At 73.4% G+C, this 16938-nt stretch carries 13 protein-coding genes; 4 read left to right on the top strand and 9 right to left on the bottom strand.

Annotated features, from left to right (window positions below):
• The first annotated feature begins 231 nt into the window (after positions 1-231).
• Together Psi01_RS37305 and Psi01_RS37300 are read left to right on the top strand one after the other, a co-directional pair.
• Positions 232-1599, top strand: a complete 1368-nt coding sequence (locus tag Psi01_RS37305; protein ID WP_204068889.1) for an MFS transporter — start codon at positions 232-234, stop codon at positions 1597-1599.
• Between the two features lie 48 nt (positions 1600-1647).
• On the top strand, positions 1648-2076 hold the full coding sequence (locus Psi01_RS37300; protein ID WP_204068888.1) for a ribosomal protein L7/L12: 429 nt from the start codon (positions 1648-1650) through the stop codon (positions 2074-2076).
• Positions 2077-2151: 75 nt separating this feature from the next.
• On the opposite strand, the gene Psi01_RS37295 is transcribed toward Psi01_RS37300, so the two are convergent.
• On the bottom strand, positions 2152-2856 hold the full coding sequence (locus tag Psi01_RS37295) for a CTP synthase C-terminal region-related (seleno)protein (protein WP_204068887.1): 705 nt from the start codon (positions 2854-2856) through the stop codon (positions 2152-2154).
• A gap of 78 nt (positions 2857-2934) precedes the next feature.
• On the opposite strand from Psi01_RS37295, the gene Psi01_RS37290 reads away from it, so the two are divergent.
• Positions 2935-3897, top strand: a complete 963-nt coding sequence (locus tag Psi01_RS37290; RefSeq protein ID WP_204068886.1) for a LysR family transcriptional regulator — start codon at positions 2935-2937, stop codon at positions 3895-3897.
• 31 nt (positions 3898-3928) lie between these two features.
• Here the strand turns inward: Psi01_RS37290 and Psi01_RS37285 are convergent, their stop codons facing one another.
• A complete protein-coding gene (locus Psi01_RS37285) occupies positions 3929-5284 on the bottom strand; it encodes a serine hydrolase domain-containing protein (protein WP_204068885.1) in 1356 nt (451 codons plus the stop codon).
• Between the two features lie 609 nt (positions 5285-5893).
• Between Psi01_RS37285 and Psi01_RS37280 the strand changes: the two genes are divergently transcribed.
• Positions 5894-6445: a hypothetical protein gene (locus Psi01_RS37280; protein WP_204068884.1), complete on the top strand. Its 552-nt coding sequence runs from the start codon at positions 5894-5896 to the stop codon at positions 6443-6445.
• 144 nt (positions 6446-6589) lie between these two features.
• Here the strand turns inward: Psi01_RS37280 and Psi01_RS37275 are convergent, their stop codons facing one another.
• The 7 genes from Psi01_RS37275 to Psi01_RS37245 are packed head-to-tail and all read right to left on the bottom strand — an operon-like array spanning position 6590 to position 16916.
• The gene (locus Psi01_RS37275; protein WP_204068883.1) at positions 6590-9580 is read right to left on the bottom strand and encodes an ATP-binding protein; all 2991 of its coding nucleotides are present in this window, start codon (positions 9578-9580) and stop codon (positions 6590-6592) included.
• 23 nt (positions 9581-9603) lie between these two features.
• On the bottom strand, positions 9604-11433 hold the full coding sequence (locus Psi01_RS37270) for a GH39 family glycosyl hydrolase (RefSeq protein WP_204068882.1): 1830 nt from the start codon (positions 11431-11433) through the stop codon (positions 9604-9606).
• Positions 11426-12919 carry a glucoamylase family protein gene (locus Psi01_RS37265; protein ID WP_204068881.1) on the bottom strand — a complete coding sequence of 498 codons (1494 nt, stop codon included), beginning with the start codon at positions 12917-12919 and terminating at the stop codon, positions 11426-11428. Before Psi01_RS37265 ends, Psi01_RS37270 begins: the two co-directional genes overlap by 8 nt.
• A complete protein-coding gene (locus Psi01_RS37260; protein WP_204068880.1) occupies positions 12916-13782 on the bottom strand; it encodes a carbohydrate ABC transporter permease in 867 nt (288 codons plus the stop codon). Before Psi01_RS37260 ends, Psi01_RS37265 begins: the two co-directional genes overlap by 4 nt.
• Entirely contained in the window at positions 13779-14720 is a 942-nt protein-coding gene (locus Psi01_RS37255; protein ID WP_204068879.1) for a carbohydrate ABC transporter permease, read from the bottom strand. The genes Psi01_RS37260 and Psi01_RS37255 overlap by 4 nt, the downstream gene beginning before the upstream one ends.
• Position 14721: 1 nt before the next feature.
• Entirely contained in the window at positions 14722-15972 is a 1251-nt protein-coding gene (locus Psi01_RS37250; protein WP_204068878.1) for a sugar ABC transporter substrate-binding protein, read from the bottom strand.
• Positions 15969-16916 (bottom strand): LacI family DNA-binding transcriptional regulator, encoded by a 948-nt coding sequence (locus Psi01_RS37245; RefSeq protein WP_204068877.1) that lies wholly within the window; start codon positions 16914-16916, stop codon positions 15969-15971. Before Psi01_RS37245 ends, Psi01_RS37250 begins: the two co-directional genes overlap by 4 nt.
• Positions 16917-16938 lie beyond the last annotated feature (22 nt).

Below are 16938 nucleotides of genomic sequence, written 5' to 3'. Positions count from 1 at the left end.
GTCCGGCCTCCGCACCGTCCGGCCTCCGCACCGTCCGGCCTCCGCACCGTCCGGCCTCCGCACCGTCCGGCCTCCGCACCGCCGGCCCGGCCGCGGCCGGTTGCGGCCGGCCCTCCGCCGGGTCCCACCGTACGGCGGGCCGGTGGGTGCGGCGCGATGGATTCGGCGCGATGGATTCGGCGCTGCCCGAATCAATGGAGAGAGCGTAAGGGCGCCGTCATGGTCGTGCCCATGACAGCGACACCCGAGACACCCGCACCCTCGACGCCGGCATCCCCGGCAGCAGACCCGGCACCCTCGACACCGGGACCTCCGGCAGCGGGACCTCCGGCAGCGGCGACGCCGCAGCGGTCGGTCTTCGCCGACAGCGACTTCCGGAAACTGTTCGCCGCGGCGACCGCGAGCCGGCTGGGCACCTCGATCGGCGACCTGGCCGTCCCGCTGGCCGCCGTCACCGCACTGGCGGCCACTCCCGGCGAGCTGGGCCTGCTGGCCATGCTCGGCACCGTGGCCTACCTGCTGATCGGCCTGCCTGCGGGGGCGTGGGTCGACCGGATGCGGCGGCGGCCGGTCATGGTCGTGACGGACCTGGCGCGGGCCGCGCTGCTGGGCTCGGTGCCGCTGGCCTGGTGGCTGGACGTGCTCACCTTCGCCCACCTGTGCGCGGTGGTGCTGATCTGCGGCGTCGCCACGTTGTTCTTCGAGCTCGCCGACCAGGGCTACCTGCCGCACCTGGTCGGTCCCGACCGGCTGACGGCCGCCAACACCGCGCTGGTGACCATGGACGCGGCCGAGAACCTCGCGGGCCGCGCGATCGGCGGCTATCTCATCCAGTTGCTGTCGGCCCCGGTGGCGATCGTGCTGGACGCGCTGAGCTATCTGGGGTCGGCCCTGTTCCTGCGCGGGATCACCCGTGTCGAGCCCCGTCCCGAGCGCACCGGGAAGACGAGCATGCGGCGCGACATCGGGGAGGGCGTGCGAATGGTCGCCGGTCACCCGATCCTGCGTGCCATCGCCGCCGAGGGGGCGCTGACGAACCTGGCGATCCAGATCATCCAGACGATGCTCCCCCTGCTGTTCGTACGGGAGCTGGGCCTGTCACCGCTGTGGCTGGGAGTGTTCCTGACCATGGGCGGGGTCGGTTTCATGCTCGGCTCGGCCAGCGCCAACCGGCTCGGGCGGCGGATCGGGGAGGGCCGCGCGGTCTGGCTGACCAGTGTGGCGATCGTGCCGTTCACCCCGCTGATCCCGCTGCTGGACGCCGGAGCGGGACTGTGGCTGGCCGGGGCCGGGTGGATGGCGGTCACCTGGAAGGTCGGCGTCTCCAACGTGATCAAGGTGAGCTTCCGGCAGCGGATCACCCCGGGCCATCTGCTGGGCCGGGTCACCGCGACGATGCGCTTCCTGCTCACCGGGGCGCTGGCCGCCGGGGCCGCGGCGGCCGGGCTGATCGGTGAGCTGGCCGGTGTGCGGGCCGCGCTGTGGGCGGGTGCGGCGGTGCTCGCCGCCAGCTTCCTGCCGATCATGCTCTCGCCGCTGCGGACGTCGCGCGACCTCCCCGAGGGTGAGGAAGAGAAGCCCGGGAGGACATCGGGCTGAATCCGCGTGGGTTGCGATCCGGAGGCCTCGGGACAATATGATCAAACCATGATAGGTCTCGGGTGGACGGAACTCCTCATCATCGTAGTGATCATCGCGGTCGTGGTCCTGGCGGTGACCGGGATGGTCCGGTCCGCGCGGCGGTCCGCGAGCCCGCCGCAGCCCCGCCTGAGCCCGGCCGACCTGAACGCGCAGGCGCACGTACTGATCGCGCAGGACAAGAAGATCCACGCGATCAAGCTCGTCCGCGAGCAGACCGGCCTCGGCCTCGCCGAGGCCAAGCGGTACGTCGACGACCTCGCCGCGGGCAGGGTTTCTCCGCTCCCCAAAGGCGCGTCCCCGCTCCACGGCGATCTGGCCGAACGGGTCCGCGACCTCAAGGAGGGCGGGCGGAGTGAGCAGGCCGTCCTGCTGGTCCGCGGCGAGACGGGGATGACCGAGGACGAGGCCCGGCGTTTCGTCGAAGCGATCGGCTGAGCCCCGCCGGACGGGGCTCGGCGCGACCGCCCGCCCGAGCGTTCCGCAGGCTCTGCGGCCGTCCGGTCGCGCGGCTCAGGACACCGGAACCCGTGCGGCGTGGGCGACGGCGGCCGCGGCGAACGCGGCGATGATCGGGTGCGGGCGGGTGCCGTCCCCGGCGAGCTCGGGCTGGAAGAGCGTGGCCAGGAAGAACGGGTGGTCCGGCAGTTCCAGGATCCGTACGGCCCCCGCCCCGTCCCGGCCGGTGAAGCGCAGCCCGCCCGCCTCCAGGCGCGGCAGGTAGGCGGCGTTGAGCCCGAAGTTGCAGGAGTAACGTTCCGTGGTCCGCTCCGCCCCGACGATCCGCTCGGCCAGCGAGCCGGGCGTCAGCCGTACCTCGTCCTCGTGACCGGCCAGCGAGCACTCCAGCGGCACCAGCAGGAAGTCCTCGGCGTCCGGGTCGTTCTCGGCGTGCGCCACGGCCAGGCCCAGGACGTTGCGGGCGTACTCCAGCATGGTGTGCTGGAACCCGCCGCAGGTACCCAGGAACGGGATGCCGTGCTCGCGGGCGGTGCGGGCGGCGTTCACCGCCCCGGCCTCGCTGCGGTACGGGCTGCCGGGCAGCATCCAGATCGCGTCGAACCCGGTCAGGTCGTCGGCGTCGGTGGTGGGGATCCAGTAGGCGTCCAGCGTCAGCCCGTCGCGCTCGTGCAGCGCCGCCAGGAGGCCGGGGATGCGGGTGTGGGCCTGGACACTGGGAGATCGGTCGCCGACCAGGGCGACTGTCGCGGTGGTCATGTCCCTCATCCTTGCGGCCGGGCCCAGGTAAGCGCCAACGATGATTATTGCTGAGTCGATAAGCGATACTGATGCACCGTGGATCCGCATCTGCTGCGCACGTTCGTCACCGTCGCCCGCCTGAACTCGTTCTCCGCGGCGGCCGGAGAACTCGGCTACACCCAGTCGGCGGTGTCACAGCAGGTCGCGGCGTTGGAGGCGGATCTGGGCACGCCGCTGCTGCACCGCCGCCCGGTGGCGCCCACCCCGGCCGGGCAGCGCCTGCTGGAGCACGCCGAACCGCTGCTGCTGCGCCACCGCGCCGCCCGCGCCGACGTGCTGCGCGCCGCGGCCGGACCGCCGCGCGGGCTGGTCGTGGCCGCCTCCCCGCTGGCCTGCCCGCCCGCGCTCGCCCGCCGCCTGCGCGGGCCGCGCCTGGAGGTGACGCTGCGCAGCGTGGGCCGCCGGGACGTCGCCGAGCAGGTCGCCTCCGGCGTGGCCGAGGTGGGACTGCTCGACGGGATCGCCGCGCCCAGCGACCCGCTCCGCCTGCCCGACGTCGGCCCGCTGACCGCCGTCGGCGTGGCCGAGGAGTCCCTGGTGGTCGTCCTGCCCTCCGGTCACCCGCTGGCGCGCAGGCGGGGCCTGGACCTGGCCGACCTGGCCGGGGCGCTGTGGCTGCGGGCTCCTGCCGTGGCCGCGATGGAGCGGCTGCGCGAGGTGGCCGGCCTGCCCGCCGGGCAGGAGGGCTTCCGGAGCGTGTTCCGTTACGACGGTCATGACCTGCGTACGGTGACGTCCCTGGTCGCCGCCGGGCACGGCCTGACCCTGCTGCCCGTCTCCGCGCTGGCGGGCCACGCGGAGCAGCCGGAACAGCTGGGGACGCCCGTACGGAACGGCACCGCCGGAGTGCCGGGCCCGCTCACCGGACCCGGCGTCGTCGGCGTCCCGCTGGCCGCGCCGCGCGTGGTGCACCGGGTGGAGGTGCTGCACGGTCCGCTGAGCGGCGCACCGGCCGCCCTGGTGGGCGAGCTGACCGGCTCCCCGGATCCGGCCGCGTGACTTCCCCGGGCCGGGCCGGGTGCGTGTGGCCTCAGGCCCGCCAGCCGTCCGGGTCCACGCCGCCGGGCACCTCCGCCTGCGGGTCGTAGGGGGTGCGGGTGAATACGAACGTGTTGAGGTCCAGGTGGCCGGGCGAGCCGTCGGGGCGGCGGACCAGGCGCATCGTCTCCCCGGCGTAGTAGCCGTCCAGCCCCAGCCAGGTGCCGTCGGGCCGGGCCGAGAAGCGGGAGGCGCGCCCGGCGCCGCCGATCGGGGTCAGCGACAGGTCCCGGCCGCCCAGCAGCCGCAGCGCGTAGGCGGCCGGCCCCCAGTACCAGGGCCCGGTCAGCTCCAGCAGCTCCGGATCGACGGCCGAGGGCGTCCACTCGGCCGGCAGGCGCGGCTCGTGCTCGTCCAGGATGGCCAGCAGGTCGGTCAGCAGCGTCCGGCGCACCCCCGCGGTGGAGTTGGCCATGAACAGCACGCCCACCCGGTCGGCGGGGTCGGCCCAGACCGTGGCCAGGAAGCCCGGCATGGACCCGGTGTGCCCGGCCAGGCGGCGGCCGCCGGCCCTGGCCAGCTGCAGGCCCAGGCCGTACCCGCCGGTCCAGGCGTCGCCGTCCTCGACGGTCGCGGGCTCGCGCATCTCCGCCAGGGTGGCCTCGGCCAGCACGTCGCCGGTGTCACCGGCCACGAACGCCGCCCACCGGGCCAGGTCGTCCGGGGTGGACCAGATCTGCCCGGCCGGGGCCAGGGCGACCGCGTCGTGCTCGGGCTCGGGCAGCAGCACGTCGGCCCACGGGTGCACGGCGTAGCCGGTGGCGTGCGGGGCGCGCGGGCGCGCGGTGGTGTCGCGCATGCCCAGCGGGGCCAGGACCTCCTGCCGTACGGCCTGCGCCCAGTCCGTCCCGCGCAGGCGGGCCACCAGCTCGCCCAGCAGGCCGAAGCCCAGGTTGGAGTAGTGGAAGCGGCGGCCCGGCCGGTGCCGGGAGGTCTCCGGGCCCAGCAGCGCCAGCAGCTCCTCGAACGGCATGCCGGGCGTGCGCTCCCACCACTGGCCGGGCGGCTCGGCGGTCAGCCCGCCGGTGTGCGACAGCAGCTGGGCGATCGTCACCTCGTCCACGGGCGTGCCGGGGATGTGCTTGCCGATCGGGTCGAGCAGGTCCAGCCGCCCCTCGTCGCGCAGCCGCATGACCACGACGGCGACCATGCTCTTGGTGATCGAGCCGATCCGGTACTGGGTGGCGCGGGTGGGCGCGGCGTCTTCGACCATGCCGCGCGCCCCGAACCAGGCGACCCGCCCCTCGCGCACCACGGCCGCGGCCAGCGACGGCAGGCGCGACTCGGCCTGCTCGGCGGCGACCCTGCGCAGCAGGGCGCGGGCCGTACTCTCCAGAACCGGCGACATTGACGATCTCCTCCTCGAGAACGACGTGATCCGCCCCAGGCTAGTTGGCCCTCCCGCCGGTCTCCGCCCCGCCGCCACACTGATCCTCATGAGTTGCCGCCGTCGCCCCGCAGGGCGTCCCGCCGAGGCCGGCCCGGGTCACCGCTGCGCCGCCCCGTCGCGGCGCTGCGGCTGACCCGGTGGGACTCCGGACCCGACGTCGACCACCTGGCCCGGGCGTGGTGCTGCACGCCGCCGGTGATCGCACCCGACGACAGTCCTCAACGATCTTCTAGGGATACCCCCGATGCTAGGGGCGGGCGGGCATTGCGACAGTGGAGGGGTTCAGACGGCCGCCGGCGACCGGCGTGACCGAAACCCCAGCCCGCGCAGGAGCGCCGCACTGACTCGGAGGCGCGGGTGCCTGTCGTGGGGCGCGACGGCCGTCGTACAGGCTCAGCTCGGCGAAACCCCGTACGAGACCCGGTCCGCGACCGTGTGACCGGGAAGACGAGAGGCATGGCCCGCAGCCGTGCCTCCTTTCGTGGAAAGGGCCCTCTTCTACGCATGGACAGGTTACGAGGCTCAATTCCGAACGGCCGGCCTCACCGGTCGTGGGGTCGTACGGCGATGGCGGTCCTGCGTGCCAGGGTCGCCGCCGTGGCAGGGACGGTCGCGCTGGCGGCGGCCGTCGTCCTGACGGGGGCGACCGCCGCCGCGGCGGAGTCGGCGACCGCGATGGACGGCTGGGGATGCTCCGGGGCGCCCGTGCCGTCCGGAAACGTCATCACCGACTACGATCCCTACGGCTGCGGCGGGCTCGGCTCCTGGTACAACCGGCCCGTCAAGGACGGCATCTGGACCTGCTCGGGCTCCCCGATCGTGTCCGGATACGTCATCACCAACCACGACCGCAACGGCTGCCGCGGGATCGGCTCCTGGTACCACCGGCTCGTCAAGGACGGCATCTGGACCTGCGGCGGCTCGCCGGTCGTGTCGGGATACGTCACCACCCGTCATGACCGCAACGGCTGCAGCGGCGTCGGCTCCTGGTACCAGCGACTGGCCAAGAACGGCCTGTGGATCTGCGGGGGATCACCCATCCCGCCCGGCTACCGCACCACCAGTTTCGACTCGCACGGGTGTGACGGCGTGGGCGCCTGGTATCTCACGCGCGCCTGACGGCGGACGAACCGCACTCGGCGAAAGGGCCGCGCGCCGGTGGACCGGCGCGCGGCCCCTCGCCGTCGGCCCCGCCCGGCTGCGTCGTCCGGCCCCTGTCCGCGACGCCCGCGGGCGGGGGTTCGCGAGGCTCCGTCGCCGCGGTCACGGAAACCGGGCGGCCCTCTCGCGTTCGCCGTGCCGGGCGGTGACCATGGCCGCAAGCGCCGAGCGGGAGCGCGCGCGCAGCTTCCGGTAGATCTTGGTGAGGTGGGCCTCCACGGTTTTGACCGACAGGTGGAGCGCCGTGGCGATGGCCTGGTTTGACATGCCGAGGCCGACCAGCCGGGCGATCTCGCTCTCCCTGAGGGTGAGTACGGAGTCCGCCGCCGGCGGACGCGGCTGTGAGGCGCCGATACGGCGCTGGACGTTGACCGCCTCGGCGTACAGGAACCGGGCGCCGCAGGCGTCGGCGAGCGTCTTGGCCCGCTCCGCCTCCACCCCGGCCTCGTCGAGGCGGCGCAGCGCGATGAGCTCGCGGGCCAGCAGCAGCCGCGTCGAGCACTCCACGAGCGTGAGCCCGCCGGCCGACAGTTTGCCGGCGGCCTCGCGCAGCCGCCCGGCCCGCCCGCGCTCCTGCGGCGGGGCCGCCTGAGCGCGGGCCAGGGCGGCGAAGGCGGTCGCGCCGTCCAGCCCCTGCGCGCATGCTTCCTGCTCGGCCCGGCCGGCCCACCGCGAAGCCTCCTCGGTCCGGCCCGCCGTCGCGGCGGCCAGGGCGGCCAGGCAGTGCCGCATCGGCCCGAGAGGGGACGGTGGGCCCGGACGGCGGGCGTGCGCGTCGAGGGACCGCAGCAGGGCCAGGCAGTCGTCCGGCCGTCGCTGCGCGAGCCGGATGCCGGCGAGGACACCGGTGGTGATCTCCCACAGTCGGCCGCGCACGCTGACGTGGTGCAACCCCCGTTCGGCGAGCGGGGCCGCCGCCTCGGGGCCGTCGCGCATCGCGACGGCCCACCCCCGCAGGGCCAGGGCGAGGCCGAGCATGCCGGACCTGCCGAGCGAGGAGGCGACCTCCTCGGCCTCGGCGGCCGCGTGCAGCGCCTCCTCCACCCGCCCCGTGGTGATGCGGACGTAGGCCAGACCCAGCAGCAGGTACGGCGTGACGGCCTCCTGCCCGCTCAGCCGGGCGAGGCCGAGCCCGCGGGTGAAGTGGCGCAGCGCGTCCTGGTGGCGCTCTGTCAGGGCCTCCGCCCAGGCCAACTGGGCGAGGGCGTCCAGGCGCGGTGTCAGCTCCGGGTCCCCGGCGGCGTCGAAGGCCGCGGCGGCACGCCGTACGTGCCCGGCGGCCGAGCGGTGGTCACCCCGGTGGGCGGCGCTCAGCGCCAGACAGGCCGCCGCGACGGGAAGCAGGTCCCGCACCGATCCGGCCGGTGTGCGGGGGAGGGCCTGTGCCGATCCGGCCGGTGTGCGGGTGGGGGCCTCGTCCCCGGCCGGTGCGCAGGCGAGAGCCTCCTCGACGAGCCGCAGGCATTCGTCGTGGCGGTGCTGCAGCATCTTCACCACGGCCAGCTCCAGCCGCAACCGGCTGCCCGCCGCGGTGCGCACGCCCTTCAGAGCGGGGAGCTCGGGTGCGAGCATCGCGCAGGCCGTACGGTAGTCGCCCAGGAGCCGCTCGGCCGTGGCGTGGAGGGTGATGATCTCCAGTCGGCGGTCCGGCCGGTCCGAGCCGAGCAGCTCCAGCGTCTCCGGCAGCAGCCGTCTGCACTCCTGAAGGCGGCCTGTCGCGATGAGGGCGCGGGAGAGCCCCTCCAGCACGTCGAGCCGTGCGCCGGGATCGTCGCCGCCCAGCGGCAGGGCCGCGCGCAGCCAGGCGGCAGCGGCCGCCGGTGCGGTGGACATGATCTGTCCGGCGGCCTCGGTCAGCAGCCGTAGCGCCGCCGCGTCGCCCCGCTGCGCGGAGCGGACGACGTGCGGGGCGCGCTCGGCCGGGCCCGCGCCGCGACGCCGCAGGGCCTGCTCGGCCCGGCGGTGTATCAGGAGCCGCCGGCTCGCCGGGGTCTCCTCGTAGACCAGATGGCGCAGGAGCGGGTGGCGGAAGCGGAAGGAGGGCCGGATCCCGTCCCGGTTCGCCGGGCGAACCAGATCCCTGCCGGCCAGGGCGTCCAGGAAAGTCATCGCGGTGGCGGCGTCCCCGCCGATGACCTCGGCGAGCAGAACCGGGTCGATCGGATCGCCGAGTGCCGACGCCACCTGCAGCACCTCGCGGTGGCCGGGGTCCAGCCAGGCCAGCTCACCCAGAAGCGTCGCGCGCACGGAGTCCGGCATGCCGTCCAGGAACGTCCCGGCGGTGTCGGAGCCCTCCGGTGGAGGGTGTCGGAGGTGGGACAGGGCGTGCAGGTACCGCGGGTTGCCGCCGCTGATCCGGTGCAGCCACGCCCGCCTGCCGGTCGCGGCGTCCGGGCCGAGGAGCCGGCCGAGGAACTGGTCGACCGCGGCGCGGTCCAGCGGCCCGAGCTCGATGCGGTCGGACTGGACGGCACCGGCGGTGTCCCGCAGGCACGCCGCCAGTTGCGCGGGAGCCTGCCGCGGCCGGTAGGAGCAGGCCACGACCAGGGGGACGGCGGGCGGGTGGCGTATCAGATGGTGCAGCAGCGCCACCGTCCCGCCGTCCGCCCAGTGCAGGTCGTCGAGACACAGCAGGACGCCCCCGCGCCCCGCCGCGTGCTCGATCATCCGCCGCACCGTCCCGAAGAACGCGCACCGCTCGGCGTCCGGCGGCGCGTACGGGCCGTTCCGCTCGCGCGGGGCGAGGCCGGATGCGACCTCCTCCAGCAGCGCGCGCATGCGGCCGTCCAGCCCGTGCAGGAGCGACGGGCGAGCTCGGAGGATCTCGCGGACCGGCTCGGCGAACACCCCGAAGGAGCGCTCGCGCTCGAACTCCGACACCCTGCCCGACAGCACGGTCATCGTGCCGCCGGCCAGGGCGGTCAGCTCGCTCAGCAGGCGGGTCTTGCCGATCCCCGGGTCGCCGACGATCTCCAGCAGGACCGGGGTCCCCCGCCTGCAGGCGGTGAGGGCCGTCTGCAGGCGGGCCGTCTCCCGGGCACGGCCGGCGAAGAGGGACTTCCCCGGCGCGCGTTCCTCGAGGACTGCGGTCACAGGAGGGCACCTTCTCCAGCGGGTCAGCGGCGGGGGAGGAGCTCCAGGAAGGACATGCCGGGCATGGGCAGGTGGAAGACGGTCTCCACCGTCCCGGCGACGGGTTCGACCACGCGGGGGGCGTGCAGCTCATCGAGGCGGTCGGCCCGGCGCAGCGTCTCCCACTGATCCGGCGTCGGCCACGCCCCGCCGTCGCGGATCCGGCCCCACACCGAGGCGATGTTGGAGTGCTCCCGGTCCACGCGCAGGTGCCGCAGCTCGTAGCGTCCGGTCTCCAGACCGGTCAGCCGTACGGTCACCTGCCTGTCCAGCAGGGGTTCGCCCGCGGCCTTGGACTGGTCCAGCGTGCCGTTCCAGACCGCGACGGTGATCCTGCCGTCGTCGTCCCCGGCGGCCCACGCCTCCACCAGGGAGCCCGCTCCGTCACCGTCGTAGTCCACGGCCACCTCGTGCCGGCCGAGCCGCTCCAGCAGTGCCAGCACATGGAAGCGTGGTTTGCGCAGGTTGCCCACGGTCAGCAGCCCGAAGCCGCCGTGCAGCAGTTCGGCGGGGCGGCCCAGTTCCTCGAAGTGGTCCGAGGCCACCCAGTACGACAGGGCGTCGATCCGCCCGCCCGCCGACTTCATGCCCCTGGCCAGGAAGACCGCCGCGAACACGGCGTCGCTGACCTCGTTGAAGTGCACGGGGGTCACCCCCCACTCGGTCCACCAGATGGGCGTGCCCGCTCTGCCGTGCCGCTCCAGGACCGGGCGCAGGTCGAGCGGCGGGCTGCCGTAGGTGTGGGTGGAGACGAAATCGACGGGTTCGCGCGCGCCGGCCAGCAACTCGTCCACCCAGCCCGCCGCGGCGGAGGAGGGGCCGCCGACGCGCAGGGCCGGATCGACCTCCTTGACCGCTCGCGCGGACACGTCGTACAGCCGGACGTACTGCTCCGGGGTGCCGCCCCAGAACACCTCCAGGTTGGCCTCGTTCCACACCTCGAACGACCACCTGTCGCGCACCTCGGCGGCGCCGTACCGGTCGACCAGGTGCGCGGTGAAGGACTGGACCAGATCGCCCCAGCGGTCCCAGTCCCTGGGCGGTGAGATGATCGCGCCGTAGGCGAAGACGGTCAGGGCGGGGTCGGAGGCCAGGTCGCGTGGCATGAACGACAGCTCCACCACCGGCCGCAGGCCGATCTCCAGCAGCCGGTCGTAGACGCGGTCGACGCCGCTGAAGTCGTACGGCCTGCCTTCTCGGTAGACGCCCAGGTCGTCGCAGAGGATCCCGTGGGCGCGGACCGTCTGCACGCCGAGCTCGTCGCGGGCGATCCGCAGAGCCTCGGTGAGCTCCCGGCCGATGGGGCGGCCACCGGACAGGTCCGGGCAGAGCATGTGGCTGAGATGTTCCGAGCCGATCATCGGCCGCCAGGGGCGGGGGAGCTCCCGCACGACGTCACGGCTGCCCACCGTGATCCGCACCTCGCCGCCCGTCCCGGCCAGGGGAGTCGCCGGCACGGGCGCCGACAGCTCGCCGATCGCCTCCACCGCGGCGACCGCCGCCACCGCGTACCAGGCCTGCCGGTCCGGCACGCCGGTGGTGTCGGCGTAGGGCGGGTGCGGCACGGCCAGCACGTCCCGGCCGAGGTGGTCGACGGGCTCGTACGGCCCGCCCGGTTCCGCGGCGCGATGGACCAGGTAGCCGGCGGCCCCCTCGACGGGCTCCCAGGTCAAGGTCACCTGGCTCCGTCCCGGCCGGGCCGTCAGTCCCGCGGGGGCGGGCAGCCGGGGTACCCGCCCCCGCCGCGCCTCCCCGGACCGGAGGCCGATGCGCTCCTCCCAGTCGCTTCTGGCGTCGGACGTCGAACTAGACATTGAACTCCTCGATGCGCAGCAGCGGCTTGACGGCCTGTTCGACCTGGCCGCGGGTGAAGTGACGGCGCACGCTGTCGCGGCCCAGCAGGTTGCCGAGCGCGGCCATGATCATTCCTTGGTCCAGTGCGAGATGGCGCCGGGCGACCGTCCCGGATCGCACGGCGACGGCGTCGTAGAAGCCGCCCGGCCCGTAGGCGTCGAAGTCCCGGGCGATGCGGGCGAGGTTGTCGGTCGCCTCACGCCTGGCGTACGGCAGTGCCAGGAACACCGCGTGCGGGGTCACGACGCCGTCACCGTAGGAGGCGGGCTCGGGCTGGGCCGGCCGGCACTCGCCGAAGCCGGGGTCGACCGTGGTGCGCTCCTGGTCGGAGGTGTAGCCGTCGGACTGCTGGCCGATCGCGTCCACGCCGTACTCGCGGTAACCACCGGCCGGGTCGCTGGCCGGGGAGAAGCCCCAGTAGCCGTACCTCGCCTCCTGCAGGCCGTGGATGATCTGCGCCCGGACGTGGCGGGGGTGGTTGACGCCCCAGCTTCGCGGGCCCCACGCCGCCTCGGGCACGAACAGGTCCGGCATCAGCTCCTCGAACATGTCCCCGCCCCAGGTGGGGACGAGTTGCAGGCCCCGGTACCGGTAGGCGCCCTCGAACACCGGGATGCCCAGGTGCTCGGTCCACGACCCCACGGGCTTCTGCTCGGCCCAGCCCCATTCGCAGGTGCCGGGCAGCGTGCGCCACAGGGCGAAGTAGTGCTCGGCGGGGATCTGGCCGAGGGAGATGCCGATGTAGCTGGCGATGCGCGGCTCGCTGTTGAGCGTGTCGTAGTGGTGGCAGGTGTAGAAGACGTCCGGGCCGCGTCCCCGGTAGTTGCCCTGCACCGAGCAGCCGGGCGGTTCGACGTCCCAGAATCCCCCGCGCAGCGCGCCGGCCCCGACCTCGGGGCCGCGCGAGGCGGCGTTGTAATAGAACCCGAAGTCCATGGGCTTCAGCAGCGCGTCGGCCCGCCCCCGCAGCGTGGGCACCGCGTTGCGCACCACCATCAGCGCCGCGGCCAGCCAGCCGTTGTCCACACTGGACAGGAACGGGTGGACGGTGCTGCCGTCGTCGGGCCAGGTGCGCAGGAGGGCGCCGTCGGCCGGGTCGTACCAGTTGTAGAACATGCCCGAGGCCTCGTGCCGCTCCAGCCCGGCCAGCGCGGTCAGCGTCTCGTCGATGCGTCGGTGGGCCTCCCGCGCCTTGATGATCCCCAGGTCCCGGGCGACGACCGTGCTCCACAGGTAGGCGCCGATGTTGGTGGGGGAGGTGTAGCGGCTCGGCCTGGTCAGCGTGGCGTCGATGTTGTCGGCGATCAGGTGCGTGCCGGGGTGGACCGAGGCGGTCAGGGACCGCCAGGTGTCCCTGGCGTACCTCATCAGGGGGTCGTCCCGCACCGGGACGGTGAAGGCCGTGCAGAGAAGGCACACGGCGACGATGGCGATGATGCGTTTCATTTCAGTCCCGTCATTGCGATTCCCTGGACGAAGAAGCGTTGGAGGGCGACGAACACCACCAGGACCGGCACGACCACGACCACGGCCCCGGCCAGCAGCAGACCGAACCTGGTCTGGTTCTGTCCGATCGAGTACAGGGCGAGGGCGACCGGGAGGGTGTACCTCTCCTCGCTCTGCGCCACGACCAGTGGCCACAGGAAGCTGTTCCAGGTGCTCAGGAAGGTGAGGATGCCCAGGGCCGCGAGCGCGGGCCGGGCCAGCGGCACGACGATCCGCGCGAAGATCCGCAGCTCTCCGGCGCCGTCGACACGGGCCGCGTCGATCACCTCGTCGGGCAGCCCGGAGATGTACTGCCGCATCAGGAACACACCGAACGGCCCGGCGAGGAAGGGCAGGATCATGCCCAGGTGAGTGTCCACCAGCCCCAGATTGCTGATCAGCACGAACAGGGGGACGAAGGTGACCGCTCCGGGAACCATGAGGGCGGCCATGACCAGCGCGAACAGCGCCTGCCGGCCCGGGAAGTCGATCTTCGCCAGCGCGTAGCCGAGCATCGAGCAGAACACCAGGTTGCCTGCGGTGACCGCGCCGGTGACGATCAGCGAGTTGGCGAAGTAGCGCGGGAAGTCCAGCCGCTCGAACAGCTCCCGGTAGTTGTCCAGCGTCGCCTGGTCCGGCAGCCACGTCGGCGGGATCCGGCGGATCTCGGCATCGGTCTTGAACGAACCGGACAGCATCCAGGCGAACGGGCTGCCCGCCACGGCCAGCGCGATCGCGAGCGCCGTGTAGACCGCCCACACCCGGTTGCCGCCGGACCGCCGGGCCCGGTGCCCGCCGCGGGCCCGTGAGACGGCCGCCGTCATGTCCGGGGCCTCAGCAGCCGGAACTGCACGAAGGTCAGCACGATGATCGCGACGAACAGCGCGTAGCTCATGGCCGAGGCGTAGTCGTAGTTGCCGAAGCCGAACTGGTCGTAGATGGCGTAGGAGACCGACATCGTCGTGTTGAGCGGCCCGCCCCGGGTCATCACCAGCGGCTCCTCGAAGAACTGGAGATAGCCGATTCCGGTGATCACAGCGCCGAACAGCAGCGTGGGCCGCAGCATCGGCAGGGTGATCCGGCGGAAACGCGCCCACGCTCCCGCGCCGTCGACCTGGGCGGCCTCGTACAGTTCGCGCGGGATCGCCTGGAGCCCGGCCAGGAAGACGACCATCAGGTAGCCCATGTTGCGCCAGGCCGCCATCACGATCAGGGCGGGCATGGCCCACACCGGGTCGGTGAGCCAGTGCGGGCCGTCGATCCCGGCCAGCCGCAGCAACTGGTTGACCGGTCCGGTCTCCGGCTGAAGCAGGAAACGCCACACCACGGCGACCGCGACGATGCTGGTCACCACCGGCAGGTAGAAGCCGAGGCGGAAGAAGGCGCGCAGCCGTGTCACGCCCTTGTCGAGCAGCACGGCCACGCCCAGCGCGCACAAGATCGTCAGTGGCACGCCCGCCGAGACGAAGTAGAGGGTGTTGGCCGCGGCCTGCAGGAACACCTCGTCCTGCAGCAGCCGGGCGTAGTTGTCCAGCCCGACGAAGTCCACGGCGAGCGGATCGCGCAGGTCGGAGCTGCGCAGATCGGTGAAGCTCATCAGGAGGGAGGCCAGCACCGGCCCCGCCGTGAAGGTCAGGAAAAGCGCCAGGAACGGCAGGGCGAAGCCCCAGGCGGCCAGGCCCCGCCGCGTCCGGTCGCTGAGGCCGGTCCTGCGCGGTGCGGCCAGGGCCGGCGCGCGGTCGCGTACGGTGCGTACGGCCATGTCAGGTCCCGGTCCCGATGGCCGTCGCCTTCCGCTGCATCGACTTGAGCGCCGCCTCGCCCGTCGTACGGCCCTTGGCGGCCTTCTCCAGTTCGTCGTCGATGACCGAGGCCACCTGCTCCCAGGTCGATACGGCGGGCGGCGTCCGGGTCTCGCCGAGCTGCTCGCCGAAGACCTTCAGCATCGGGTCGGTGATGCCGCTCCAGCCGTCCTTGACCGCGGGCAGGTCGTTCACGGTGCGGTACCAGGTGGCCTGGACCTCCGGCCGGGACAGGTACTCGGCGAACTTCCAGGCGCCGTCGCGGTTGCCGGCGTCCTTGAAGACCGCCAGGTCGGCGCCGCCGATGAACGAGGCGCCGGTTTCCTCCTCCGGCATCCCGGTCACGCCGAGCCTGCCGTCCAGGACGTCCTCGGCCTGCTCCTTCAGCACGCCGATGTGCCACGGGCCGGAGACGAACGAGGCGATCTCGCCGTCGATGAAGCCCTGCTCCAGCTCGCCGGGTTGCAGAGCGGCGGGGGACAGGCCCTCCTCGAAGTACGACAGGTAGTACTCCAGGGCCTTGGCCGTCTGCGGGGTGTCGAGGGTGAAGCCGCCGTCGGCGCCGGTGAGCGAGGCGCCCTGCTGCCAGGCGAACGGCAGGAACGTCTGCCAGGAGCCGGTCCCGCCGGGCGGCAGGGCGATGCCGTACCTGGCGCCGCCCCTGTCGCGCATCCCCTTGGCGAAGGACTTGAGCCCGGCCCAGTCGGCGGGCGGTTTCACCCCGGCCTTCTCGGCCAGGTCGGTTCGGTAGTAGATGAGCCGGGTCTCGACGTACCACGGCACGCCGTAGGAGGTGCCGTCCACGACGGTGGTGGCCCAGGCCCCGGGGAAGTAGGCGTCCTCGTCGAAACCGGGCGGGGTCGGGTCGAGCGCCCCCGTCCTGGCGAACTCGCCCATCCAGGTTGTGCCGATCATGCTCATGTCCGGGGTGGCGCGGCCCGCGATCGCTGATGCGATCTTGTCATGGGCTCCGTCCCAGGGGATCGCGGTGACCTCGACCTCCACTCCGGGATTGGCCGCCTCGAAGCCCTCGGCCAGGACCGACAGCTTCTCGCCCTCGGTTCCCATCGCCCACACGCTGACCGTTCCCCGCGCGGGACCCGCGCCGGTCTCGGCGGGCCGGTCCGGGGCGGGGCCGCCGGCCTCGCGGCCGCATCCGCTCAGCGCGGTCAGCGCGGCGAGCGCCACCGCGACGGTGGTCAGGCGTTTCATGTCTCCTCCTTGGGGTGAGGCCCGCAGCTCGAACGGACGATGAGCCGGGTGGGAAGGACGTCGTGGTGCGGCTCACCCCTGGCACCGGTGATGCGCTCGTCGAGCAGCCGCGCCGCGCGGGCTCCCAGCTCCCGCATGGGCTGGCGGACAGTGGTCAGGCCGGCGTACCGGGCGGCCATCACGTCGTCCCATCCGGTGACGGGCACGCTCCCTGCCGTGGCGCTGGTCAGGCCGAGCGCGACCTCGTCGTTGCAGCAGATCACCGCGTCCGGTCGCTGCCGTCGTACGGCTTCCGCGGCCCGGAAACCGCTGTTCTCGTCGAAGCCGCAGGCGACCGGGACGATGGCGGGAATGATCTGCCGGACGCCCTCGAAGCGCTCGGCGAAGTCCGAGGAGCGGTCGGCGTCCCCGAGGAAGACGACGCGCCGGTATCCGTGGCCGAGCAGGTGCTCGGCCAGCAGCGCCGCCGAGTCCCGGTTCTCCGTGGTGATCGTGTCGACGTCGGCGACCGGTGGGCGGGCGATCAGCACGACCGGCGTGCCGGTCGCGGCGACCTCGCGGACCGTCTCGTCGTCCACGGTCCGGGTGCAGAACACCAGCCCGTCCACCCGCGCGGCCAGTTCCATGACCATGTCCCTGGCGGTGGGGCGGCCGTGGCTGGACAGGATCAGCACCGAGCGGCCGAGCTCGGCGGCCACCGACTCATAGCCCAGGACGACCTCGGCGTAGTAGGGGCCGGACAGGTCGGGGAAGACGATGCCGTTGGCGGCGTGCTGGCGCTCGGCCAGCCCCCGGCCCAGATGACTGGGCCGGTACCGGAGCTCGGCGACGGCCGCGCGTACCCGCGCGGCCGTGCCGGGGGAGACGGGGACGTTGCCCCGCAGCACCCGTGAGACGGTCGCGATCGACACACTGGCCCGTTCGGCGACCTCGTAGATCGTCACGTTTGCGCGACGGCCTCCGGCG

The organism is Paraplanobispora siamensis (genome assembly GCF_016863175.1).
Classification (GTDB): Bacteria; Actinomycetota; Actinomycetes; order Streptosporangiales; family Streptosporangiaceae; genus Planobispora; species Planobispora siamensis.
This window is presented reverse-complemented; position numbering and strand designations above follow the sequence as displayed.

Coding starts and splice junctions, on each gene's coding strand:
- Psi01_RS37255 (WP_204068879.1), bottom strand. CDS start 14,720: ATGGCCGTACGCACCGTACGCGACCGCGCGCCGGCCCTGGCCGCACCG.
- Psi01_RS37295 (WP_204068887.1), bottom strand. CDS start 2,856: ATGACCACCGCGACAGTCGCCCTGGTCGGCGACCGATCTCCCAGTGTC.
- Psi01_RS37300 (WP_204068888.1), top strand. CDS start 1,648: ATGATAGGTCTCGGGTGGACGGAACTCCTCATCATCGTAGTGATCATC.
- Psi01_RS37270 (WP_204068882.1), bottom strand. CDS start 11,433: ATGTCTAGTTCGACGTCCGACGCCAGAAGCGACTGGGAGGAGCGCATC.
- Psi01_RS37305 (WP_204068889.1), top strand. CDS start 232: ATGACAGCGACACCCGAGACACCCGCACCCTCGACGCCGGCATCCCCG.
- Psi01_RS37250 (WP_204068878.1), bottom strand. CDS start 15,972: ATGAAACGCCTGACCACCGTCGCGGTGGCGCTCGCCGCGCTGACCGCG.
- Psi01_RS37285 (WP_204068885.1), bottom strand. CDS start 5,284: ATGTCGCCGGTTCTGGAGAGTACGGCCCGCGCCCTGCTGCGCAGGGTC.
- Psi01_RS37265 (WP_204068881.1), bottom strand. CDS start 12,919: ATGAAACGCATCATCGCCATCGTCGCCGTGTGCCTTCTCTGCACGGCC.
- Psi01_RS37280 (WP_204068884.1), top strand. CDS start 5,894: ATGGCGGTCCTGCGTGCCAGGGTCGCCGCCGTGGCAGGGACGGTCGCG.
- Psi01_RS37260 (WP_204068880.1), bottom strand. CDS start 13,782: ATGACGGCGGCCGTCTCACGGGCCCGCGGCGGGCACCGGGCCCGGCGG.